The following is a 22,461-nucleotide window of genomic DNA, read 5'->3' on the forward strand; positions in this document are numbered from 1 at the left end:
TGTTTTTTGTATAAAAATCTTGAAGTGAAGGTAGTTTTTATTTCACGAGGCGGTGCCGGATGGCGAAGACGACAGCCTGTGTACGGTCTTGTGCATTGAGCTTTTGTAAAATACGGTGCACATGCGTTTTTACCGTACTTTTGCTGATAAATAATTGATCAGCAATGTCTTCATTCTTTAAGCCATAGGCCATTTGCTGTAATACATCGCGTTCACGTTCTGTGAATGATTCGTGAAGCAGATGAGTGTGATGTGTATCATTTGCCTGCTGAAGAGCTCGTGCCATCATGTGCTCAGAGGCTGCCGTTCGAAAGACAGATTCACCAGCAAAGGCGGTACGGATGGCCTCAATTAATTCCTCAGGCATTGTATCCTTCAGCAAATAACCGACTGCCCCTGCACGAATTCCGTCAAAGACGTATTCTTCCGTATCAAAGGTCGTGAGAATCACAACTTTTACATCTGGATGCTTTTTTAAAATGTGCTCTGTTGCTGTGATGCCATCCATTCCAGGCATTTGTACATCCATCAGCAGTACGTCTGGTGTGTTGATCGAGCAAAGCTCAACCGCCTCCTGACCGTCTGACGCCTCCCATATGACGTCAATATCCTCTTGAGCGCTTGCAATATAACGAAATCCTTGGCGGATCAGCGGCTGATCATCAATAATGCCAATCTTAATAGGGTTTGTCATGTCTCGGAGTCCTCCTTGATAGGAATTTGAACATGGATACAAAAGCCGTGCGGCTCGCGTATGGACGTCTTGAGGGAACCGCCTGCTGCGTCACACCGTGCCTTCATGCCTGACAGTCCAAAGCCAAATGAAATATCTTTTTCGCTGGTCAAATATCCATCGTCTTCAATGTTCATCATCAGCTCATGCTGGTCGTTAGATAGTGTAATGGTCATCGCGGTGGCCTTGGCATGGCGAATTGTATTGGTGATGGCTTCTTGTAAAATGCGGTAAAGCAGTTCAGATACGGAGAGTGGCCATTTTTTATATGTAAGCTGCTCTGTATGAAAGTGAATGTCAAGCTCTCCCGATATCTCTCCTTGCTTGATGAGGCTGCGAAGTCCGGCAAGGCCGAGACCTGCATCATCTGACGCCATATGATGAACCACAGAACGAACTTCGGTGAGACAATTTTTAGAAATATGGATCAGCTCCTGAAACGTCTGCGTCATCTGCTCTGGTTCTTCCTGCTTTAAACGGTAGGGCAAAGACTGCAGCTGGACAATCATCGAGGTTAATTGGTGACCGATACTGTCATGCAGGTCACGTGCAATTCTGCTTCGCTCCTCCAGCACTGCAAATTGGAGTGACTGAACGGTCGCTTCTTCAAGCTCCATATGCGCTTTTTTCAATTGTTCATGGGCTTCTGATAATTCCTTGTGAACCAATTGCAGTTCTCCGAAGTGTTCTTCCTTTAATTCCTGTTCACGCCGACGCATTCTAGAAATCAAAACAAGTGTATACACAAGCAGCTGGAATAGCGGGAGAGTGATCACCATGTTCCAAGAAAAATCGTTTATATAATAGCTGACCCCACTGGTGAAAAAGATGATAGCAAATAGATAGGGATGATGCGCCTCTGAAAAACGAAAAGCGATAAAGCCGATCATAAAAAAGGTCAGTCCAATACTGTCTTGAATCTGACCTGTCACCAGCCACAAGAGATGTGTCAGAATCCACATCAAGAGGAGCATAGAAAATTGCTTTTTAGGTGACAGCTTGCTTTTTGGAAAAAGACAAAGGAGAAACACCAAATAGACGAAGGTGCGAAACACCAATTCGCCTATTGAAAGGGGCTCATACATTTGAATATACATATAGGTCAATACAAGGCCTAATACAAATTTCCGCCTTATTTGACCTAAAAGCTTGAGTGGCTGCTGAAGGTTCATATCAAAAACTCCTGTCTGTCAGTTAAATAGCAGCAGATGCTTTGATGTTCATATATCTTTTTAAAAGAATAAAACGTAATCCGATCATACTGCCGATTGGAAGGAATGTCAGGCCATTTGCGAAAATGATCAGGGAATGACCGCCATCCTGTACAATTGAACCTACTGTCATCCGGATAAGGATGATTCCGATGAAAAAAAGTGTTCCATAAAGTGAGCTGGCGGCGGTGATACGCCCCGACTGTTGATCATATGTTACTTTGTATAGTTTACCTCTCCATAGCCCGATTGCAAAACCTGCGAGTGCAAAGACAATCATTGCAAGCAGGCTCATTGCCGTGATTTCAATATGCTGGGTAAAGGAATAAGAGAGTGTGCCTAATAAAATGAGCGGTCCTATGAGAAGCCTGATGGGGCGGATTTCTTTTTCCTTGCCTGTTCTTAAAAGCAGAATAATCATAATGATGACAATTTGAATGGTCATGACAAGATCTCCTTTTCGTTTTAGTCTATCTTCATCATACGCATCTTCTATTTTCGCGGCGTCCACCTGCAGGTTGATTTTAGAGAGCGGTATACTTGAATGTTGGAAATGATTCGTGGGAAAATAAGGATGATTATGTAGATAAGGGAGATGAGCTTTTGAAAAAGGTAACGCTTGGACGAACTGATTTGCAGGTAAATCCGATAGGGCTTGGTACGAATGCAGTAGGCGGGCATAATTTATTCCCGAATCTTAGTGAGGATGCTGGACGGGAGCTTGTGGAGACGGCTCTTGATCAAGGTGTCAATTTCTTAGATTCTGCTTTTATTTATGGGCTGGGCCGTTCAGAGGAATTAATCGGTGAGATCATTGCCAAAAGAGGCGGCAGAGAAAAGCTTGTCCTTGCGACAAAAGGAGCTCATAAGGAAGTAAACGGCCAAATTGAACTTGATAACAGCCGTGATTTCTTAAGAGAGCAGGTCGAAAATAGCCTGAAACGACTGCAAACTGATTATATTGACTTGTACTATATGCATTTCCCGGATGGACGCACGCCGCTCGAAGAAGTAGCAGGCACATTAAAGGAATTGAAGGATGAAGGGAAAATCAGGGCAATCGGTGCATCAAATCTTGATTTTGAACAGCTTCAAGCCTTTAACCGAGATGGCTACTTAGACGTGCTTCAATCAGAGTATTCTCTACTGAAACGTCAGGCAGAGCAGGATCTTCTTCCATACTGCGTCAAGCATGGTATTTCCTTTATTCCTTATTTCCCATTGGCATCAGGCTTGTTGACTGGGAAATTTACAAAAGATGCGACGTTTGATGATATTCGAGCAAAGGACCCGCTTTTCCAAGGCGATGCATTCCTTTCAAATCTCGAAAAAGTAGACAAGCTGAAAGCCATTGCTCAATCAAAGAATGCAGAAACAGCACACGTCGCACTCGCCTGGCTCTTAGCGCAGGATGGCATTGATGCTATTATTCCAGGGGCAAAACGAGCAGACCAAGTGCTGCAAAACCTAAAAACAAACGATGTTCAATTAACAGAAGAGGAAATCAATCAAATCGATAAGATCTTCTCTTAACACTAAAAAAAGGTGCAGCTATGCACCTTTTTTTTATGACATGGTGAGAGGGATTTTGATGACGAGCCGCAAATTTGGAGAACGGTAAGTGAAATCAAGTGTACCGTCTGCCTTTTCTACAAGCTGTTGAATGATATACGTCCCCATGCCTTGATGATCGCCGCCTTTTGTCGAACGGCCAAAAGTTCTGAACAAATGATCTAGCACGTGTTTTTCCATACCTTTTGTGCTGTTTTCACAATGGATTAAAAATAGCCCGCTCCGAATAGAGGTCTTGACCGAAATGCTGCCCTCTTTTCCGGCTTGCTTCGCTTCAATCGCTGCATCTAGAGCATTATCAAGCAGGTTGCCAGTAAAACTAACCTGATCCACCTTTGAAAAAGGAAGCGATGAAAAGGGTGCTTGAAGGTCTAGTGAAAGTGCAATGTCCTCTTTCTCAGCCCGCTCCAAAAAGGAATGTAGAGTTGAGGCTAAATATGCATTTTCTCCTTTAATCCAGGGGAAATGTTTGACGTATTGCTGAATCAAATCTTTAATCTCAAGCTCGTCGTTCGACGCGGAAAAGGCATTTAAATGTCTGGCTGTTTCATGATGTTTACTGCGCAGTTCAAGAAGTAATTCATTGGTTCTTGATTCTGCGTTTATGAGCTCTTGAAGCCGTCCATTTAACTGTTTCTCTGTCTGCATCACCTTCAACGAGAGGATATCGACAGTCACCATCATGATGAGCGCCAAAAGACAGCTCAGCTCATTAGGTTGCGTTAGAAAGAGCAAAAGGCCTGTGCAGGTAATGAGTATAAAAGCGCCTAATATCACATCACCACTCGTATGAGGCAAAAATCTTTTGTACATGAAAAATGTATAAACACACACCGCGCAAAAGGTAAGAAGCCACAACACAATGGATGAAAGCGGCAGAAAGGCTTCAGCAGCTGCATGAAACGCAAGACCTAACCATATGAGAGCATAAATGCGAAATCCAAGATAGAAAGCGTTCACGTTTGTTCTCCTTAAAAATAGTATTTCTTAAAGAATTCTAATTGCTGCTTGGTCATCATGGCTTTTTTATCTGTACCTTCAAAAGACACGATATACGAATTTTTAGCATACGCCGAGAAATTCTTAATGTAATGAATATTAATGATAAACGATCGGTGGGAGCGGATAAAATCCTTTTCAGCCAGATCGCCCTTTAGCTCATTTAATGTCTGATAGGTCTGGATATCTCCTGTTGTTGTCACGATAGTTGTTGACCGGCCTGTTCGCTCAACAAAAATAACATCCTTTTTCTGCAGCACATGAATATCTGACTGCTGTTTAATGAGAAGCCGTCCATGAATGCTTTTCTCCTGCTTGGTGGACAGATAACGCTCTAAGCATTTGGCAATTCGATCAGCTTGGTAGGGCTTCATAATATAATCATGTACATTCAAATCAAACGCATGGACCGCATATCCACTGTTTCCTGTCACAAAGACCACATCGACATTCAGTGCGTGAGAGTGAATGAGGTCCGCTAATTCATAGCCAGACATTCCAGGCATTTCAATGTCAGCGAACAACAGATCAATGTCTCCTTTTTTGACCTTCTCATATGCATCCTCTGCTGACTGCGTGACAAAGACGATGTCCACAGCCTCCATCCTGCCTACAATGGCGTGCAACTTTTCTAAATCTACTCGGTAATCGTCGACGAGACCTACTTTTATCATAAAAATCACCTATGACCATTCTTATTATTTGTCTATTTTACCATTTGTTTTTTTGAAATAGATCATTTCAAGACAGAAAAAGGACGTTTCGCGACATTTTTATATCAGGCAAGCGTTATTTTTTCTATCATAGACTTAGAAAGTTGAAAGGGGCGAACCACATGATTACTCTCAGCGATTGCAGCTGCTGGTTTAAAGATAAGAAAAAAGTCGTAAAAGCGATGAAACACATGACGTTCTCCGTGAAGGAAGGGGAAGTCGTTGGCATTCTAGGAGAAAATGGTGCAGGAAAAACAACATTATTGCGCGCTGTAGCCACATTATTAGAGCCTACACACGGAACAGTCACTGTCGCAGGCTTTGATACAGTGAAAGAAGCAACAGAAGTGAAAAAGCGAATTGGTGTCTTGTTTGGCGGAGAGACGGGGCTTTACGATCGTTTGACGGCAAGAGAAAACCTTGAATACTTTGGCAAATTATATGGCTTAGATCAGCATGAAATCAAAGCAAGAATAGAGGATTTGGCAAAGCGTTTTGGGATGAGACAATACATGGATCGCAAGGTGAAAGGATTCTCAAGAGGAATGAAACAAAAGGTGGCGATTGCCAGAACGTTAATTCATGATCCTGACATTATTTTATTTGATGAGCCGACAACAGGCTTAGATATCACGTCGAGTAATATTTTCAGAGATTTTATCCATCAGCTCAAGCAGCAAAATAAAACGATCCTCTTTTCAAGCCACATCATGGAAGAAGTCAGCCAGCTTTGTGACAGTGTGATGATGATTCATCAAGGAGAGCTTGTTTACAAAGGGACACTTCCAGAATTATATGCACAGGAACAAAGTGAAGACTTGAACTATATCTTTATGTCGAAGCTCGCTAGGGGGATTTCATAATGTGGAAAACCGTCTTTTTGAAAGAAATGACAGATGCGCTAAGGGATCGAAAAACGTTGCTCTTAACCGTACTGATTCCTCTTTTGACCATGCTTGGGCTGGTGTTCTTTTATGAAAGCATGATTGCAGATCCAGGGGATAAAGCCTATACAGTCGCCATCAATGAACAGCTTCCAGCCGAAATGAACCAAATGATCAAAGAGGTCAAAAACCTAAACCTTGAAACATTTGATGATCCGCAGCAAGCCGTCAAGGATGGGGAGGCAAATGCTTACCTAGAAATGCCGAAAGAGGCAGGCGATATGCTCAAGCATCAAAAGCCATTCGCCATTAAAATTCATGGATATACGACAGATGATGATTCAGTGATCACCGTTCAAATGCTGCAATCGTTGCTGGAGCAGTATCAAAACCAGGTGGTCGAGAAGCGTTTAGCAGCGGATCAAATCGATACGTCCGTTATTCATCCGTTCGAAGTGCAGTCCGTTGATGTAGAAGAAGGTGATGAAGGGGAAAACGGAGTGACTGCTATGCTGTTGTCGATTCTCCTTCCAATGATTTTGGTGACCTCCGTGATCTCAGGTGCTTTGCCGGCAGCGCTTGATATTGTAGCGGGTGAAAAAGACCGAAAATCCATTGAAGCGTTGTTTCTGACGCCGGCCAGCAGACTCCAGATTCTCATCGGAAAATGGCTCGCTGTCTCTATGTTCGGTATTTTAAGTGGGATTGTGGCGATCGGCATGCTGCTTCTATCCACTTTGCTCTTTACAGAAAAGCTGAAGCAAGCTCTGAACTTTGGTGATCAAATGTGGAGCATTATCGGCGTTATGTTTGCGGCGTTAATCATCTTCTCCTTCATGGTATCCATGATTGAATTGCTGCTCAGTGTGATGTCGGGCTCAGTCAAAGAAGCGCAGTCGTACATGTCCATGATCATTACGCTAGGTGTGCTCCCAATGTTCTTTACCATGAGAGCAGGTGCTACGCAGCTAGATACGTATTACTTTGCCATCCCATTTCTCAATATTCATGCGCTGTGTAAGCAATTGATGTTTGGTATCATCGATCCAATGTCCATCGCCCTGACACTCGGCTCCTCAGCCTTGGCAGTCGTCATCCTGTTTGTCATCGTCAGAAGCTTGTTTATGAAAGAGAAATGGATGCTTGCGAAATAAAGAAAAACTTGCAGATATATTCTGCAAGTTTTTTATATTCAGAGATTCATATAAAAGAGGCTCGCGATAGCATGATGGAAGAGGAAATGATATGATTATCCTAATTTTACCAAGGAAAGGAGTTCGGGTATGTCTTATCAAACAGATGACGATGATGTGTTAGGACTATGTAATATATATGCTCAGCAAATACACCATTTTGAAGCCTTTATTTTGGGAAACAGGGTAGGTTTATTAGAATTAAAAAATGCAATAGACAAGGCTTTAGAAACCGGTAGTTCTACTGCAACGTTATTCCCTTCTGATTATGAGGGATATGATGTCTATATTGCTTTAGTAGACGATGAGCAAAGGTTTGAAAAATTAACAACTCCTTATGTAGAGGAATACGCACAAGAGGAAGATGCGATTGATCCAATTGAGATCATTAAAGAATATGAAGCTGAAAAGAGGGATTCATCTTTATAAAATGTTTGCGATATGAAAAAAGCTCGATCTCACTATATTAATAGTAGCAGCCATTACTATATTTATGGTGGACATTCAGTGGGGTGGCTGGCGATTTTCTTGCTTTCTTGTATGTATTTCAGAATCAAATATAGGAAACAACCGAAATAAATTAAGAAAAAACCCCCGGAATCGGGGGTTTTTCTTTAGTTCTTGATGAATTTCTCAACTAATGAGCTTGTTTTGTAGTCGTTCAAATCAAGTTTCCATTGGTCGATATCATTTTTCTTCATGTTGACTTCTACTGTTTCTTCAGAAGATGATGGTCCTAATTTTTTAAACTCATCTGGGTAAATCGATAGTAAGTATTTTTGCGCTTCATCGTAAGAAGCTGAACGGTTTTTGCTGTAGAACTCAGTCGCTTTCTCTTTCAAACGATCGACAAGCGGACTTGCATCGATTGGTGTAAGAGTCACAGTCACGACAGCTTTATCACCACTGATGGATTTAGTTTTTGTTGAAACTTTTGATTTTTCAGCTAATGTTTCTTTCACTGCTTTTAAAAGCTTATCAAGGTTTTCGTCCTTCGCTGAGCTAGAAGAAATACCTGAAGAAGTGATGTAACCTTGTTTGAATGATTTATCAAATTCGTTCACAACAGTTGATTTGTTATCACCTGTTAGTTTTTCGAAATCATCGTTTTTCTTACCAAAAATCATCACATCAATATAAGAAGAAAGAGCTTTTGCAGATGCTTGTAGTGTATCTGCTTTTTTCATTAAGTCTTTTCCTTTAATATCGAATTCTAGTGTTTTGTCATCTTTTTTCGATCCGCTTCCTGGCTCTGTGTAAACAAGCTGATAGTCTTTGTCTTTGTCAACAACAAAGAAAAGACCGCCTTTTGTCACTTTGTCTGCATTTAAAGAGCTTGAAGATAATACTTCGTTGTAGTCATCTGGAGAGATTGTAGATACCTGTGCGTCATCTTGGTAAAGCGTGAAGTTGCTTTTATCAACATTGAGAGGCTCTTTGCTGATATTTTTTACAGATACATTCACTTTTAGTACATACTGATCATCCTGTACAGATGTATCGTATTGAGGTGGTAATGTGTACTCAGCACTTTCTACCTTTACCTCTGCTGCATCAAGAGATTTTTTGGTATCGTTTTCTTTCGCAGCTGTTTTGTCTTTTCCACCACTACAAGCAGCAGCGACAACAGTTACACACAAGATCAGAAGAAACAGGGATAATTTCTTTTTAAACATGGCGTGTTTTCCTCCTCGGGTTTATGGTGAATTTCATTGAAAAGCTGTAGTTCATATCATTCTTTTTGCACAAAAAGAAAAATACTGTATGTTTTTTACTGTAGAATGAAGCGAAAGTACTGTCAATACCTCAGTGCGTTTCCGAGGTTGATTGGCTTCAAGTAGTAAAAATGACACTAAGTTGAGAGGAGAAACTTGTAATTTATTATTTGATATCTCCTGTAGAAACTCAACATTTTATATTTTAAGGTTTTGAGTCGGATTATTGAATAGGTTCAAATGACTGTTTTTGAAGATGATGTCGCAATTAGAAGGATTTTTATGACTTGTAAATGAGTATATAGTAATGAATATTTCTTCCTGTTATGTATATGGTCACTTGGTTTGAGTGTTGTTGGCAGCGAGACACATGTCCAGCAAATTTAGACAGGCTGCCGACACTGAACGTGCTTTTTCATGTCAAAATGGCAGTCATCTACACAGAAACGCTACATAAAATAAAAGAGAAACGAACTGGAGGTGGATGTATGGCAGTGGTAAGAGCGACAAGCTCTGATATTGATTTAATGGCCAGACTGCTGAGAGCGGAGGCAGAAGGTGAAGGGAGGCGAGGGATGCTGCTCGTAGGAAACGTGGGCATCAATCGTTTGCGTGCCAACTGCTCTGACTTTAAAGGGCTGCGTACGATTCCACAAATGATTTATCAGGAGCATGCATTCGAAGCGGTCACGCATGGTTACTTCTATCAGCGAGCACGAGAAACGGAAAAAACACTTGCGCGGAGAAATATTAACGGAGAACGTTTTTGGCCGGCAAAATTCAGCCTTTGGTATTTTAAACCGCCTGGCGATTGTCCAGCGACTTGGTACAATCAGCCGTTTGTGGCAAGGTATAAGTCGCATTGCTTTTATCAGCCAACCGCCGAAACGTGTGAAAATGTTTATAACACCTTTTAGCTTGATGAAACGCACAACCCTCTTAGAGTACAAATGCAGAGGGTTGTGTTTTTGTTTTTTCCAAAATGGGTAACCATTGTGTATCAGCAAGATGAAGCACGTGAATGGAGGAAATAAAGATGTATCAAGATTTAAAAGGAAAAACAGCCATTGTCACAGGCTCTTCAAAAGGAATTGGACAAGCGATCGCATTACGGTTTGGACAAGAGGAAATGAATGTGGTTGTAAACTATAAAGGCGATGAAGATGGAGCTGAAGAGACCGTAAAAGCCATTCAGCAGCACGGAGGTGGGGCGGTGAAAGTACACGCAGATGTCTCCAAAGAGGAAGGCATCCAAGCCATCATGGATACAGCACTGGAGCATTTCGGTACAGTAGATGTATTCGTCAATAATTCAGGCTTCAACGGCGAAGAAGCGCTGCCGCATGAGATGACGCTGGAGCAATGGCAAAACGTCATCGATGTGAACATAACAGGTGCATTTTTAGGCGCAAAGGCTGCGCTCGCCTATATGATGGAGCATGACATCAAAGGATCTATTTTAAATATTTCCAGTGTCCATCAGGAAATTCCGCGCCCGTTCAACGTTCATTATTCCACTTCAAAGGGCGGAATGAATATGATGACGAAGACGCTGGCTCTTGATTATGCCGAAGCAGGTATTCGAATCAACGCGATTGCGCCGGGTACCATGGCAACCGAATCGAATGATGATTTACAGGATGAATTGAAAAAACAAAAGCAGCTTGAGAAAATTCCGATGAGAACCTTTGGTGAACCGAAGGAGATTGGGGCCGCTGCTGCATTCCTCGTTTCTAAGGAAGCGGCGTATATCACAGGCACCACCTTATTTGTAGATGGTGGAATGACACTTTATCCTTCTCAAATCAATGATTAATCCAAAAAACATCCGCCTGTTCATCCGGCGGATGTTTTTTGTTCGTAGCGTTGAGCGGCATTGGCCGGTTTGCCGAGCAGCATCGGGTATTTGCTCAGGAAGGAGATACATGGCACCATGAGCAGCAATGTGCCGATCGTATAAAAAAGTGTCCAAGAGAGCTGTGCTGTATCAGCAATATTGATACCGAGTCCATAAAAAACAAATGCTTTCATGATATCGATACCGGCAAACTGCAAGACAAGAATGACAATAGAATTACGTCCTAGATATGTCAAAATAGGGGATGTTTTCAATTTAAAGCTTAAATAAATCACGGCAGCTGAACCGAGCAGAGCACATGCGTAGAAAATAAAGAGATCACCGTAGTCGTTGACGCGCATATCGATCCGTGAATTAAAGCTTTGCATGTACGCCGTTAGCACAAGCAAACCTGTACATAAAAGAAGGGTTGGATCTGTTTTTAATTCCACAAACCATTGCTTTGCTAAAAATCCAATCGAATAAAACACAACAGCTGTCAAGGCAACATTGGCGTTCCAAGGAAGACTTTGATCTAAAAGCAAGGTAGAGGCATATCCAGCACCGCCGCAAAGAACAGTCAGCAAGATCACGGCAGCGGGTTTTCCTTTAGAAAGACGATGCATAAAGAAAAATAAAATTTCCACTAAAAAGAGCGTCGTTAAAAACCAAATCGCTGGGTTATGTGTGAGTCTCGCTTCATCTGCATTGGATATGAAAATACCTGTAAAAGGAACGAAAGGATCAATATCCGTTTGTCCCTTGAATGCGAAAAAACGGGTAACGGAGAACCAAAATACATACGTAATGATGGAGAAATAGAGATAGGGCAAGAGTAAGCTTTTGGCTTTTTTCTGAATAAATGACAGAGCAGGGGATGAGGATGATCGAAACATCATGCCTGATAGTAAAAAGAAAAGCGGCATATGAAAAGAGTAAATGAATTGCTTGAGCGAATCTGGAATGGGCACATGCGCCATGACCACGAGCAGAATGCCGATTCCTTTAGCTGCATCTACCCAATCGAGTCTCTTTTTCATGTCTGTCATCTCCTTCTTTCTCAGCGTTGTAAACCGTTCATTGAATATGTACCTCTACTATATAAAAGGTACACCTCTTATGCGTTTACAGTTCGCTAACGATTAGAAGACACATTTGCGATCAGATGACAGACGGAAGGATTTTGACATCTTGATGTTACATTTCCCATTTTTTATGACAATGTAAAAAAGAAGCCTGGAAAGCTGGCTTCAAAATAATTCTGCTATTCGCTTGAAGGAACGTTGTTTTTCGATCGGATCAAAGGAATTGTTCAGAATCATGATGTCATCCGTTTGATAGCGGTCCATCAAGGTCTGTAATTGCTCTTTCACCGTTTTCTTCGAGCCGACAATCATCCGCTGGCGGTTTTGCAGCACTTTTTTCTTTTCCTGTGTGGTGTAGTGATAGGCGCTTGCTTCTTCTATAGAAGGAACGCGGCTGTCCAGTCCCTTTTCAACACGAAGCAGCCATAAATCTGTACTGCTGGCGATCCTGTCTGCTTCTTCATCTGTTTCACCGCAGATGACAAAGACGGCAAACATAGATTGTGGCTGCCTAGAAAAGACAGATGGAGAAAAGTGTGATCGATACGTCTCAAATGCTTGTGTGCCGCGTGCAGGATGGATAAAGTGGCCAAAAATATAGTTGATTCCAAGCTCCGCCGCCTGCATGGCACTATTTTCTCCCAGCCCAAGCAGCCAAACCGGCGGATGAGCATCAACAAGCGGAGCAGCTTTCACGCCTGCATGCGGATGACCAGAAGGCAGGCTGTCTGATAAGTAAAAAAGAAGGTCCTTCAGCTGGCGGTCAAACTGAGACAGATCTTTAGGCACGCCGTCCGTCAAAGCGAGCCTCGTCCTTTCGATCCCGCCTGGAGATTTGCCGACACCAATCTCAATCCGTCCAGGATAAAGGGCTTCAAGCTGCCGCGTGACCTCTGCTACTTTAAAAGGACTGTACTGAGGAAGTAAAATACCGCCAGATCCGGTACGCAAGGTCGTTGTATGAGCCGCAATATGAGCCATTAATATTTCAGGCGCTGTACTAGCGAGCCCTCTTGTACTGTGGTGTTCAGCGAACCAATAGCGCTCATACCCAAGCGTTTCAGCCAGCTGAGCCAGCTGCGTTGTATGAATCAATGTCTCCTGAGCAGACTGACCTTTAGGAATGGCGACTTGATCTAATATATGAAGTGATGGCATCATCAACATCCTTTCATCAACATGCTGAATATAAGTATAAAGAAATCCATAGGTGGAAGGAAACGAAAGGTTTTATCCTTTGCTTTTATCTTTTCTATATCAACATATGAAACCACATCAATACCCTCCTTATCAGCAAGAGCTGTTCATCGGGAACTTTCGACAATGTTTCACATGAAACACTTCATTAACGACATGAACCATTCCAATGTGCATCTTTCGTTAAAAAAAATATAAAGAGTTTGAAACCTATCTTGAACATAGATCGTATATACTAGTAAATAGAAAAAAGAGTAAGAGGCTCCAATGTCATTTCATGAATTTTGTCGAATTTTCATGTATGATGATTTTAATAGGGTCCATCGCTTAATAAATAGATTTTTATTATGCTGGAGGAGTGATTGATTTGGCGATTACATTAGAAAAAGGTCAACGTATTGATTTAACAAAAGGGAAAACAGGGCTAACAAATATTCTTGTTGGACTTGGCTGGGACCCTGTATCACAAGGCGGCGGATTTTTAGGAAAGCTGTTTGGCGGCGGAGGCGGCGCTGATGTTGATTGTGATGCTTCAGTGCTCATGCTGAAAAATGATAAGTTTACGGAAAATAAAGATTTGATTTATTTTGGAAACCTAAAGAGCAAATGCGGCAGTGTTGAGCATACAGGTGACAACCTGACTGGTGAAGGAGACGGAGATGATGAACAAGTCCTCGTCAACTTGAGCAAGGTGCCGGGTAATGTGAATAAATTGGTGTTTGTCGTGAACATTTATGATGCCCTTAGAAGGAACCAACACTTTGGTATGATTCAAAATGCTTACATTCGTATCGTTGATCGTTCAAACAATCAAGAATTAGTGAAATATAATTTAAAAGATGATTATGCAGGAAAAACATCATTAATCGTCGGAGAGCTTTATCGTCACGAGAATGAGTGGAAGTTTGCGGCGCTTGGAAATGGCACAAATGATGCGAAGCTTGCAGATATTACGAGAAACTATATTTAAACAGAAGGGAGAGGTTCCTAGTGGGAATTTCTTTAGCGAAAGGTCAAAAAATTGATTTAACAAAAACGAATCCGGGTTTAACAAAAGTAGTCGTCGGTCTTGGCTGGGACGTCAATAAGTATGACGGAGGACATGACTTTGATCTAGACGCAAGTGTATTCCTTTTAGATGCGTCAGGTAAAGCAAGCTCTCCATCTGACTTTGTCTTTTACAACCAAACAACTGGCGGAGGCGGAAGTGTCGTACATACAGGCGATAACCGCACTGGTGAAGGGGACGGAGATGACGAGCAGGTCAATGTTGACCTTGCAGCTGTACCAGCAAGCATTGAAAAGATTTCGTTTGTCATTACAATTCATGATGCAGAAGCGCGCAGTCAAAATTTCGGACAAGTGTCTAACGCATATGTACGTATTTTAAATGCAGCATCGAATGAAGAACTCATTCGCTACGATTTGGCAGAGGATTTCTCAATTGAGACAGCCATTATTGTAGGTGAATTATACCGTCATGGCGGGGAATGGAAATTCTCAGCTGTCGGATCAGGCTATCAAGGCGGTCTTGCCCGCATTGCAACGGACTTTGGCTTAGATATCGGATAACGCAATAGTTTCCTATTTTCAAAGACAGGAGAGATACGAATATGGCGATTCAGCTTTCAAAAGGACAACGTGTCGATTTAACCAAAACCAACCCAGGGCTGACGAAAGTGATGATCGGTCTTGGCTGGGATACGAATAAATATTCTGGCGGAGCCGAATTTGATTTGGACGCTTCGGCTTTCTTGGTGGATGCAAACAATCGTTGTCAGCAAGATACAGATTTTGTGTTCTATAATAACCTTCAGCATCCGAGCGGCAGTGTCACTCATACAGGTGATAACCGTACGGGTGAAGGAGATGGAGATGACGAGCAAATTCTCGTTGATTTCTCGAAAATTCCTGCTAACATTGATCGTATCGGAATTACAGTTACGATTCATGATGCAGAAGCGCGCAGCCAGAATTTTGGACAAGTCTCTAATGCATTTGTTCGTGTTGTAAATGAAGAGGGCGGGGAAGAATTGATTCGCTTCGATTTAGGCGAAGACTTCTCAATTGAAACAGCTGTTGTGGTATGTGAATTGTACCGACACGGAAGTGATTGGAAGTTTAACGCGATCGGAAGCGGATTCTCTGGCGGACTTGCAGCTCTTTGTCAAAATTATGGGTTAGAAGTGTAAATAAGAGAAACAAATCAATTCAAGAGATGCTGTCAAAAGCTCATATGAGGGCCTTTTCCTAAGTGAGAAAGAAACAGCGATCAAGAATAGCAGCAGGCGAAAGCCTGCTGATGCTTCTACACTTATAGGAGGAAAACCAGTTGGACATTTTGAAACATATGTTGGATACATATGCCTCGTTTTTTGATTGGCATATGTGGGCAGAGGTATTAACAGACCCTGTCTCTTGGGGGCTTATTGGGACGCTTGTCGTGCTTGAAGGATTGTTATCAGCAGATAACGCACTTGTATTAGCTGTGATGGTGAAACATCTACCAGAAAAGCAGCGTAAAAAAGCATTAACCTACGGATTAATTGGCGCTTATTTCTTCCGTTTTCTATTCATTGGCGTAGGGATGCTGCTTATTAAGTTCTGGTGGATTAAGGTCCTCGGAGCTGCTTACTTAGCATGGCTTGTTATTAAGCACTTCTGGTTAGGTGACGGCGATGATGAAGCGAAGGAACTGAAAAAAGAAGGCTGGTTGATTCGAGTCTTTGGTGTGTTCTGGGCAACTGTTATTTCTGTTGAAATTATGGACCTTGCCTTCTCGGTTGATAGTATTCTTGCAGCATTCGCTGTATCTGAGGAAGTATGGATTCTACTATTAGGCGGAATGCTTGGAATTCTCATGATGCGTACAGTCGCACAGTTATTCCTTGTTCTCATTGACCGTATCCCAGAGCTTGAGAATACAGCGTTTATTCTCATCGGGATCATTGCCATCAAGATGGGCTTGAGTGCTGCTCACATTGAAATCCCGCATCTTGCATTCTTTGCGATTATTATCCTAGCATTTATCGGAACGTTTATCGTTCATAAAATCAATAAGAAGAAACATCAAGAAGTGACAAACGAAGCTGCGGCTTCAAAAGAAGAATAGGACGATCAAAAAGGAATGGAGTTGATTAGCGGCTCCATCCTTTTTTGAATCATCAAGTCATTTGTTCGATTTTCTCTCAACAACAGGAGGTGGCACAGCATGCGGTATTTTCAGTTTTTATCAGAGGCGAGGCAGCACGATATTTTTTTCAAACGGCCGGGGGCGATGCATTTGATGACGCCAAGGCACGTACTTGCGCATGCATTAGGTGCTACTTTGTATATGCCTGCGACAAGACAGGATATAGCAGACATGCTGCTGTCGCAGAAATATGAAGCGCTTTGCTCTGTTGTATTTTGTTTAGAGGATGCCATCGGTGATCAAGAAGTGGAAATGGCTGAACAGAATCTAGTGGTACAACTCGCCAAACTGTCGGACAAATTAACGCATACACCTGAAATGGCTGAACAAATGCCGCTTTTATTTATTCGGGTTCGTTCGCCGAAGCAGCTGCTGAAAATGGCAGATTTGCTTGGTCCATCTCTTCGTTTATTGACGGGTTTTGTATTTCCAAAGTGTTCTATTCATAATGCGAAGGATTATTTGGACAGCTTGAAACAGGCGTCCGTACAAACGAAGACAACGCTGTACGGTATGCCCATTTTGGAAACACCCGATTTATTAGAAAAAGAAACAAGATATACGGTGCTGTCTAAGTTAAAGCAGATCATGCTGAATGATGAAGAATATATTTTGAATATTCGTATTGGGGCAACGGATCTTTGCGGCTTATATGGCATTCGCCGTGATCGCGACACCACCATCTATGAAATCAGATTGATTGCTGATTTGATCACAGATATTATCAATTATTTTGGTCGTTCCTTTGTTGTATCAGGTGCTGTATGGGAGCATTTTGGTCCTGCACGAAAGGAACAAAAACCATTCATCCGTGCGCTTTCTAAGGGCGGTGAGCTGTCCTTATCTGAATTCGATGACGTACAAGGTTTATTCAAAGAGACAAGACTCGATGTAGCCAACGGCATACATGGAAAGACAGTGATCCATCCAACACATCTCAAGCCAGTGCAAAGCATGTACGTTGTGACAAAGGAAGAGTACTTGGATGCTTTAAGCATTCTGGAACATGCCGACGGCACAGTTGGCGTGATGAAGAGTGCTTTCTCTAATAAGATGAATGAAACAAAGCCGCATTACAGGTGGGCAGAGCACATTTTAATGAAGTCAGACATTTACGGGGTGTTTCATGAAAATAGAAGCTATATCGACATACTCACAGAATCAGAAGCGGCATACGCTGAACATCTTGGAACATATGGAGGTTGAGCTTGACCTCAAAGAAGGTGCGCTCCAGCTTGAAAAAGAGCATCTTTTTGAGATGGCGGCAAGGGTGAACAAAAAAAGAGCCTTTTTATTCGTGAGTAAGGTGCTTGGAAAGCATATTCCTGTTCATCCAGTAAAACCGCTCCTTGTCTCGGGTCTTTTAGCGATGGCATATGCCAAAGAGCAAACTGGAAAGATGCCCCCGCACCAAGATCTTCTTGTAGAGGCACTCAAGACGAATGATCACACGGTGTTAACGGCAGCCTATGAAACACTCAAAGAAGAAAAGCTTTCAGTAGGCAATGAGCCTGTCGTCATCGGCTTTGCGGAAACGGCAACAGCCCTTGGACATGGTGTGTATGATGTGATAGAAGGCGCATCATACATTCATACGACACGTGAACAGCTGCTGGATCTTGACCCGTCATTGGTATTTGAAGAAGAACATTCGCATGCAACAGATCAGCTTTGTTATGCAGACGAAGCATTCCTTCGCACAGACCGCCCCATCGTGTTAGTAGATGATGAAGTCACAACAGGTCGTACCAATATCAACATCATTCGTGACCTTCATGCAAAGTACCCAAGGCATTCTTATACCATTCTTTCCATTTTGGACTGGCGGACGGAGGAGCATGAGATAGCCATGTGCCAGCTTGAAGAGGAGCTTGGAATTCACATCACATCATTGTCTTTATTAAAAGGGCAGATGATTTTTCGAGGCAAAACGCTCGATGAACCAGCTTATTCGTATGAGATTGCGGAGCAAGAGAAGCAGCCAAGTCTCTCTTTTCACTCTCTTCAACCTTTCTTTAAGCAAGTGCCTTATTCACTTTCTCATGCAGCAAATTCGGCTGGTCATTCGCCATATATACATGAAACGGGTCGTTTTGGTTTAAATGCAGCAGATACGGAAGCGCTCGACCAAGCAGCTGCTGAAGCGGGATTGAAGCTGCGGCAGGAACGCAAAGGAAAACAAACACTCTGCTTAGGGACAGGTGAGCTGATGTATGTGCCGATGAGACTGTCTGCACACATGGGGGAAGGCGTTCTCTTTCATTCAACGACGAGAAGCCCTATTCACCCAGTCGAAAAGGATGGATACGCTGTCCAAAATGGGTTTACCTTTATGAATCCAGAGGATGCCCGAATTCAGCACTACGTGTACAACATTCCAAAAGGTGAATATGATGATGTATTTCTCTTTTTTGAGAAAAAGGTTTCTCAGGAGGCATTGCTTCCGCTTGTTCACTTATTTGCGGAGCGGCATGTGAAGCATGTGCATATTGTGACTTTATCAGACGAGGTGAAGGTGAATGGCTAATGTGTATACAAAGATGGGGAGCTATCCAGAGCAGGATGTAACCTTCTTACTCAAAGATTTATCCTCTATTGAGATGGAGAAAAGTACAGAAGAGCGGGAGCGTTCGATTCAAAGCGGTGCGCATTATTCAGAAATGCTGCCAATTGAGTACAAACCAACGGCATCTTATATGACTTTATTCTATCAATCTCTTGAAGAAAGCAAGGAAAAGGTAGCAGAAGCAGTAGCTGTTGTAGCAGAACAGATTGTGAAGAAGCGAGGCTTCCAAACCGTGCTTTGCAGCTTGGCGCGTGCAGGGACACCGATCGGGGTGCTGATCAAACGATATATTCGAAAGACGTATCGTGTCGATCTGCCTCATTACAGCATCTCTATTATTCGCGACCGAGGAATAGACGAGAATGCACTGCATTATATGCTGAAAGAACATCCGGGTTTTGAAATTGCTTTTATCGATGGATGGACTGGAAAAGGGGCGATTTCGAAAGAGCTCCAAAAAGCTGTTCTTGATTTTGAAAAAAAGTATGGTGTGCGTCTCTCGAGTGAGCTGGCTGTGCTGGCAGACCCCGGCTATTGTACACATGTATACGGAACGAGGGAGGACTTTCTCATTCCAAGTGCCTGCCTGAATTCGACAGTATCAGGGCTTGTCAGTCGTACGGTATTAAACAACCGCTGGATCAATGCCGATGATTTCCATGGGGCAAAGTATTATAAAGAGCTGCTTGATGAAGATGTGTCCAATCTATATGTGGATACAATTGAAGAAGCATTTTCCAGCCTCGGACCAAATGTACAAGAGAAAGCAGAAACCATACTTACGCAAGGAGCACCGGCAGATTGGCGGGGAATGGCATCCATTGAAGCAATTGGTCAGGAGTTTCAAATTGAAAATACCCACTTGATTAAGCCGGGTGTTGGTGAAACGACCCGCGTGCTGCTTAGAAGAATCCCTTGGAAAATCTTGATTCAGCCTAGATCTCAGGAGAAGCTGAAGCATATCTTGCTTTTGGCAGAGGACAGAGGTGTTCCTGTCATTGAATATGCCAATATGTCTTACACGTGCTGTGGGTTAATTCGCCCGTTGGAGCAAACGTCATGAAGACATTTGCATTTGCCAGTGATTTAGACCGGACGCTGATTTACTCACATCGAGTGCTTGACCAGTATGCGTATGAAGGAGAGTATGATTTAGTTGAGGTGCTGGACGAACGGCCGCTTTCCTATATGTCTGTTGAAACGAAAAAATCTTTGCAGACGATTCATCAATCAGGCTGGTTCATACCAGTAACGACAAGAACAACCGCACAGTATGAACGGATCACTTTCTTTCAACAAGAGCTTAATCCGGAATATGCCGTCACAACAAATGGGGGCTGTATTCTTCACCATGGCAAGCCGCTTGAGGATTGGCAGGCCATTGTTGATGAGAGACTTAGGGAGTGTATGCCAGTCAGAGAGATGTTGAGGGCGATCTCGGAACTTCCGGTTGCGGCATGGGTGAAGCGTACCCGTACGGCAGAGGGAAGATTCCTTTATTTGATTATGAAAGAGGAGTATCTATCTCACATTCCGCTTGCTGAATTGAAGCTGTGGGGTGAGGAGAGAGGCTGGCAGGTTTCTCTACAGGGACGGAAGCTTTATTTTATTCCACAGCCGCTTAATAAGTGGGATGCTGTTGCTTTTCTAAAGGACAGGCTGCAGCTTGAATACGTCTATGGTGCGGGTGATTCTCTGTTAGATGCGGGGCTCATTCGGCAATCAGATATGGGCTTTGCTCCAAGGCATGGAGAAGTGCTCGACTTTGATCCAGAACTTGAGCCGACATCGGCATCTGGCATGGCCGCAGCGGATGAGATCACCGCTTGTGTCATCGAGCAAATGATGAACGCAAAAAAGCCTTCGATTCGATAGCAGAAGTAGAAGGCTGAATGATATGATAGTAGTAGCTTTCGAGAAAATATAGGAGAAAGGAAGGAGCGGCGTGAGTTATAAAGAAATCAATGTCACCCATACACGGGCGGAGCAGGAAGCCTGGAAAAATGTGCTGAAAAAGCCGCTCCCTGAAAGAGACGGTTATGTAAAGGACGAGCATATGTTGTCCTTGCCGCGTCTCGCCGCCCGGGTCCTTGGAACTCCGCATGATGCAACCGATTATTTTATTTATTTACATGAATTATACGAAACAGACGGCATGCATATTTTAAGTGAAACACTCAATCGTCATATTGAGCCGGAGCATTTTCAAGCGCTGCAGCGTATTCATTTGATTAACCAAGAAGAAAAGGGATTGTCCGTGAATCGCTTTGTGGCTTTTTTAGATGGTGAACAGCTGATTGTACGCCATCCAAACCCTGTGATGAACCGGCATATCCGTCTTTCATTGATCAAGGTATTTGAGCATTTCAAGCAGCTGCACGAGGATGGATTTCAGCATCCTGATTTCCGCCGGGTCCTGCTGGATGTCGTGAAGTTTTCAAATAATCATCTAGGTCCATGGCTGAAGGAAGTCAATATCGAAGAAAAAATGCCGGCTGTCATTTGGTATGGAGAGGCGAATAAAAGTCAGCTTTATTTTCTTTACTACGTCATGCTGATTGGCTGTGATGTTGTGCTATTTCATCCAGAAGGCAAGGATTCGTTCCGCGAATTAGATCCAGAAGAAAAGCTGACTTTTATTGATCAGTACCCGGGGACTTCAAAGCTTGAGCCGTTCCCTACTGAAAAGCCTGAGAGGAAATCAACGGTGGCGTACCGCTCGACAAGAGAGCTTGAAGAGGTGCTTCACACGGAAGATTCAATGCTGTATAAGCCGTGGCAATTCAGAGATCATACTCCTCATTCTATTACACTGAAGACCACGTATGATGAGCTGTTTTTAATTGCAAAGGAACGATCCTTTATCCGCCCGAATTTCAAAGCAGACCGGGACACGATACAGATTCCGAATCTTTTTGCGAAAATGATGGGTGTCACACGAGACAAGCGTGAATACTGGGATCGCATTCACACGTTAATGGAGGGGAAAGAGACGAAGACCATTCGCCATTTTCCTTTTACGAAAGAAGTGACATCGAATTATCAATTTCATTATCAGCATGCACTTTCTTCTAATGGAGAGATTGATCCTGACTTATTAATGAAAAGCAATGTGTGGCAGTTTTCTCATCTATATGAGGGCACGCAGCGTGCGATAGCAGAGGCGATATCTCGAATCTGTCAGCATCCGAAGCTATTAAAAGAAGGCAATGAAACCGAATTAGATGTCCGTATTTATTTATTCAAGCAGGTTCTGCATTTAAGCCAGGATCTCATTGGACTGATTCAAACCTTTGATTACGCACAAACCGTACCGAAAGTGATTTTATACCATACGGAATATAATGGTGAGCTGACTCGTTCTGATGCGGCCGCCCTGATTTTCCTAAATGAAATGGGTGTGGATCTCTTCGTATATCATCCAGCGGGATATCAGTGTATCGAACGGTATATCGATGAACAATTATTTGATACCCATTGGCTTGATGAGATGGTCATGAACCAGGAGTTTAAAGAGCCGTCCATCGTTAGAAAGTTATTTCAATCCATTAAAAACCGATAAG

At 42.8% G+C, this 22,461-nt stretch carries 23 protein-coding genes; 15 read left to right on the forward strand and 8 right to left on the reverse strand.

Going from position 1 to position 22,461, the window contains the following annotated elements; all coding sequences use genetic code 11:
* Window positions 1-37: 37 nt before the first annotated feature.
* Genes EV579_RS14785 through EV579_RS14795 form a run of 3 tightly spaced genes read right to left on the reverse strand, consistent with a single transcriptional unit; the run spans window position 38 to window position 2,389 of the window.
* Window positions 38-694 (reverse strand): response regulator, encoded by a 657-nt coding sequence (locus tag EV579_RS14785; RefSeq protein WP_044333593.1) that lies wholly within the window; start codon window positions 692-694, stop codon window positions 38-40.
* Window positions 691-1,905 (reverse strand): sensor histidine kinase, encoded by a 1,215-nt coding sequence (locus tag EV579_RS14790; protein ID WP_133744709.1) that lies wholly within the window; start codon window positions 1,903-1,905, stop codon window positions 691-693. Before EV579_RS14790 ends, EV579_RS14785 begins: the two co-directional genes overlap by 4 nt.
* Before the next feature lie 22 nt (window positions 1,906-1,927).
* On the reverse strand, window positions 1,928-2,389 hold the full coding sequence (locus EV579_RS14795) for a DUF1453 domain-containing protein (protein WP_243837429.1): 462 nt from the start codon (window positions 2,387-2,389) through the stop codon (window positions 1,928-1,930).
* 158 nt (window positions 2,390-2,547) lie between these two features.
* Here EV579_RS14795 and EV579_RS14800 point away from each other — a divergent pair, with 158 nt between their 5' ends.
* Window positions 2,548-3,477, forward strand: coding sequence for an aldo/keto reductase (locus EV579_RS14800; protein WP_044333610.1), 930 nt, complete (start codon window positions 2,548-2,550; stop codon window positions 3,475-3,477).
* Window positions 3,478-3,510: 33 nt separating this feature from the next.
* On the opposite strand, the gene EV579_RS14805 is transcribed toward EV579_RS14800, so the two are convergent.
* Window positions 3,511-4,476, reverse strand: coding sequence for a sensor histidine kinase (locus tag EV579_RS14805; protein ID WP_133744711.1), 966 nt, complete (start codon window positions 4,474-4,476; stop codon window positions 3,511-3,513).
* Between the two features lie 11 nt (window positions 4,477-4,487).
* Window positions 4,488-5,189 (reverse strand): LytR/AlgR family response regulator transcription factor, encoded by a 702-nt coding sequence (locus EV579_RS14810; RefSeq protein WP_034623942.1) that lies wholly within the window; start codon window positions 5,187-5,189, stop codon window positions 4,488-4,490.
* 161 nt (window positions 5,190-5,350) lie between these two features.
* On the opposite strand from EV579_RS14810, the gene EV579_RS14815 reads away from it, so the two are divergent.
* The 3 genes from EV579_RS14815 to EV579_RS14825 all read left to right on the forward strand — a co-directional run bounded on the left by EV579_RS14815 (window position 5,351) and on the right by EV579_RS14825 (window position 7,734).
* The gene (locus EV579_RS14815) at window positions 5,351-6,091 is read left to right on the forward strand and encodes an ATP-binding cassette domain-containing protein (protein ID WP_025092774.1); all 741 of its coding nucleotides are present in this window, start codon (window positions 5,351-5,353) and stop codon (window positions 6,089-6,091) included.
* Window positions 6,091-7,266 carry an ABC transporter permease gene (locus EV579_RS14820; protein WP_024424364.1) on the forward strand — a complete coding sequence of 392 codons (1,176 nt, stop codon included), beginning with the start codon at window positions 6,091-6,093 and terminating at the stop codon, window positions 7,264-7,266. Before EV579_RS14815 ends, EV579_RS14820 begins: the two co-directional genes overlap by 1 nt.
* Window positions 7,267-7,395: 129 nt before the next feature.
* Window positions 7,396-7,734: a hypothetical protein gene (locus EV579_RS14825; protein ID WP_133744712.1), complete on the forward strand. Its 339-nt coding sequence runs from the start codon at window positions 7,396-7,398 to the stop codon at window positions 7,732-7,734.
* Between the two features lie 185 nt (window positions 7,735-7,919).
* On the opposite strand, the gene EV579_RS14830 is transcribed toward EV579_RS14825, so the two are convergent.
* The gene (locus EV579_RS14830; protein ID WP_024424362.1) at window positions 7,920-8,981 is read right to left on the reverse strand and encodes a DUF4352 domain-containing protein; all 1,062 of its coding nucleotides are present in this window, start codon (window positions 8,979-8,981) and stop codon (window positions 7,920-7,922) included.
* Window positions 8,982-9,508: 527 nt separating this feature from the next.
* On the opposite strand from EV579_RS14830, the gene EV579_RS14835 reads away from it, so the two are divergent.
* A complete protein-coding gene (locus EV579_RS14835; RefSeq protein WP_024424361.1) occupies window positions 9,509-9,937 on the forward strand; it encodes a cell wall hydrolase in 429 nt (142 codons plus the stop codon).
* 119 nt (window positions 9,938-10,056) lie between these two features.
* Window positions 10,057-10,836: a glucose 1-dehydrogenase gene (locus tag EV579_RS14840; protein ID WP_133744713.1), complete on the forward strand. Its 780-nt coding sequence runs from the start codon at window positions 10,057-10,059 to the stop codon at window positions 10,834-10,836.
* A gap of 20 nt (window positions 10,837-10,856) precedes the next feature.
* Here the strand turns inward: EV579_RS14840 and EV579_RS14845 are convergent, their stop codons facing one another.
* Together EV579_RS14845 and EV579_RS14850 are read right to left on the reverse strand one after the other, a co-directional pair.
* Window positions 10,857-11,897 carry an acyltransferase family protein gene (locus tag EV579_RS14845; RefSeq protein WP_133744714.1) on the reverse strand — a complete coding sequence of 347 codons (1,041 nt, stop codon included), beginning with the start codon at window positions 11,895-11,897 and terminating at the stop codon, window positions 10,857-10,859.
* 210 nt (window positions 11,898-12,107) lie between these two features.
* Window positions 12,108-13,100 (reverse strand): LLM class flavin-dependent oxidoreductase, encoded by a 993-nt coding sequence (locus EV579_RS14850; protein ID WP_044333581.1) that lies wholly within the window; start codon window positions 13,098-13,100, stop codon window positions 12,108-12,110.
* Window positions 13,101-13,506: 406 nt separating this feature from the next.
* On the opposite strand from EV579_RS14850, the gene EV579_RS14855 reads away from it, so the two are divergent.
* The 9 genes from EV579_RS14855 to EV579_RS14895 all read left to right on the forward strand — a co-directional run bounded on the left by EV579_RS14855 (window position 13,507) and on the right by EV579_RS14895 (window position 22,460).
* The gene (locus EV579_RS14855) at window positions 13,507-14,109 is read left to right on the forward strand and encodes a TerD family protein (RefSeq protein ID WP_024427228.1); all 603 of its coding nucleotides are present in this window, start codon (window positions 13,507-13,509) and stop codon (window positions 14,107-14,109) included.
* A gap of 20 nt (window positions 14,110-14,129) precedes the next feature.
* The gene (locus EV579_RS14860; RefSeq protein ID WP_044333579.1) at window positions 14,130-14,711 is read left to right on the forward strand and encodes a TerD family protein; all 582 of its coding nucleotides are present in this window, start codon (window positions 14,130-14,132) and stop codon (window positions 14,709-14,711) included.
* A gap of 41 nt (window positions 14,712-14,752) precedes the next feature.
* Complete coding sequence (locus EV579_RS14865) at window positions 14,753-15,331, forward strand: TerD family protein (protein ID WP_007498343.1); 579 nt, start codon at window positions 14,753-14,755, stop codon at window positions 15,329-15,331.
* Window positions 15,332-15,471: 140 nt separating this feature from the next.
* The gene (locus EV579_RS14870; protein ID WP_044333575.1) at window positions 15,472-16,251 is read left to right on the forward strand and encodes a TerC family protein; all 780 of its coding nucleotides are present in this window, start codon (window positions 15,472-15,474) and stop codon (window positions 16,249-16,251) included.
* A gap of 99 nt (window positions 16,252-16,350) precedes the next feature.
* Complete coding sequence (locus EV579_RS14875) at window positions 16,351-17,538, forward strand: HpcH/HpaI aldolase/citrate lyase family protein (protein ID WP_133744715.1); 1,188 nt, start codon at window positions 16,351-16,353, stop codon at window positions 17,536-17,538.
* A complete protein-coding gene (locus EV579_RS14880; RefSeq protein ID WP_073203667.1) occupies window positions 17,528-18,859 on the forward strand; it encodes a phosphoribosyltransferase family protein in 1,332 nt (443 codons plus the stop codon). The genes EV579_RS14875 and EV579_RS14880 overlap by 11 nt, the downstream gene beginning before the upstream one ends.
* Complete coding sequence (locus EV579_RS14885) at window positions 18,852-19,961, forward strand: cysteine protease StiP family protein (protein ID WP_133744716.1); 1,110 nt, start codon at window positions 18,852-18,854, stop codon at window positions 19,959-19,961. The genes EV579_RS14880 and EV579_RS14885 overlap by 8 nt, the downstream gene beginning before the upstream one ends.
* Entirely contained in the window at window positions 19,958-20,773 is an 816-nt protein-coding gene (locus tag EV579_RS14890; RefSeq protein ID WP_073203673.1) for an HAD family hydrolase, read from the forward strand. The genes EV579_RS14885 and EV579_RS14890 overlap by 4 nt, the downstream gene beginning before the upstream one ends.
* Window positions 20,774-20,843: 70 nt before the next feature.
* A complete protein-coding gene (locus EV579_RS14895; protein ID WP_133744717.1) occupies window positions 20,844-22,460 on the forward strand; it encodes a YceG family protein in 1,617 nt (538 codons plus the stop codon).
* The last annotated feature ends 1 nt before the right edge of the window (window position 22,461 follow it).

Origin of the sequence: Bacillus sp. BK450 (assembly GCF_004364885.1) — a bacterium.
Lineage (GTDB): Bacteria > Bacillota > Bacilli > Bacillales > Bacillaceae > Bacillus > Bacillus safensis.

Bases quoted from the DNA above. Each gene is read 5' to 3' on its own strand.
- EV579_RS14785 (WP_044333593.1), bottom strand. From the start codon at position 694: ATGACAAACCCTATTAAGATTGGCATTATTGATGATCAGCCGCTGATC.
- EV579_RS14790 (WP_133744709.1), bottom strand. From the start codon at position 1,905: ATGAACCTTCAGCAGCCACTCAAGCTTTTAGGTCAAATAAGGCGGAAA.
- EV579_RS14795 (WP_243837429.1), bottom strand. From the start codon at position 2,389: ATGACCATTCAAATTGTCATCATTATGATTATTCTGCTTTTAAGAACA.
- EV579_RS14810 (WP_034623942.1), bottom strand. From the start codon at position 5,189: ATGATAAAAGTAGGTCTCGTCGACGATTACCGAGTAGATTTAGAAAAG.
- EV579_RS14815 (WP_025092774.1), top strand. From the start codon at position 5,351: ATGATTACTCTCAGCGATTGCAGCTGCTGGTTTAAAGATAAGAAAAAA.
- EV579_RS14820 (WP_024424364.1), top strand. From the start codon at position 6,091: ATGTGGAAAACCGTCTTTTTGAAAGAAATGACAGATGCGCTAAGGGAT.
- EV579_RS14825 (WP_133744712.1), top strand. From the start codon at position 7,396: ATGTCTTATCAAACAGATGACGATGATGTGTTAGGACTATGTAATATA.
- EV579_RS14830 (WP_024424362.1), bottom strand. From the start codon at position 8,981: ATGTTTAAAAAGAAATTATCCCTGTTTCTTCTGATCTTGTGTGTAACT.
- EV579_RS14835 (WP_024424361.1), top strand. From the start codon at position 9,509: ATGGCAGTGGTAAGAGCGACAAGCTCTGATATTGATTTAATGGCCAGA.
- EV579_RS14840 (WP_133744713.1), top strand. From the start codon at position 10,057: ATGTATCAAGATTTAAAAGGAAAAACAGCCATTGTCACAGGCTCTTCA.
- EV579_RS14845 (WP_133744714.1), bottom strand. From the start codon at position 11,897: ATGAAAAAGAGACTCGATTGGGTAGATGCAGCTAAAGGAATCGGCATT.
- EV579_RS14850 (WP_044333581.1), bottom strand. From the start codon at position 13,100: ATGCCATCACTTCATATATTAGATCAAGTCGCCATTCCTAAAGGTCAG.
- EV579_RS14865 (WP_007498343.1), top strand. From the start codon at position 14,753: ATGGCGATTCAGCTTTCAAAAGGACAACGTGTCGATTTAACCAAAACC.
- EV579_RS14875 (WP_133744715.1), top strand. From the start codon at position 16,351: ATGCGGTATTTTCAGTTTTTATCAGAGGCGAGGCAGCACGATATTTTT.
- EV579_RS14880 (WP_073203667.1), top strand. From the start codon at position 17,528: ATGGAGGTTGAGCTTGACCTCAAAGAAGGTGCGCTCCAGCTTGAAAAA.
- EV579_RS14885 (WP_133744716.1), top strand. From the start codon at position 18,852: ATGGCTAATGTGTATACAAAGATGGGGAGCTATCCAGAGCAGGATGTA.
- EV579_RS14890 (WP_073203673.1), top strand. From the start codon at position 19,958: ATGAAGACATTTGCATTTGCCAGTGATTTAGACCGGACGCTGATTTAC.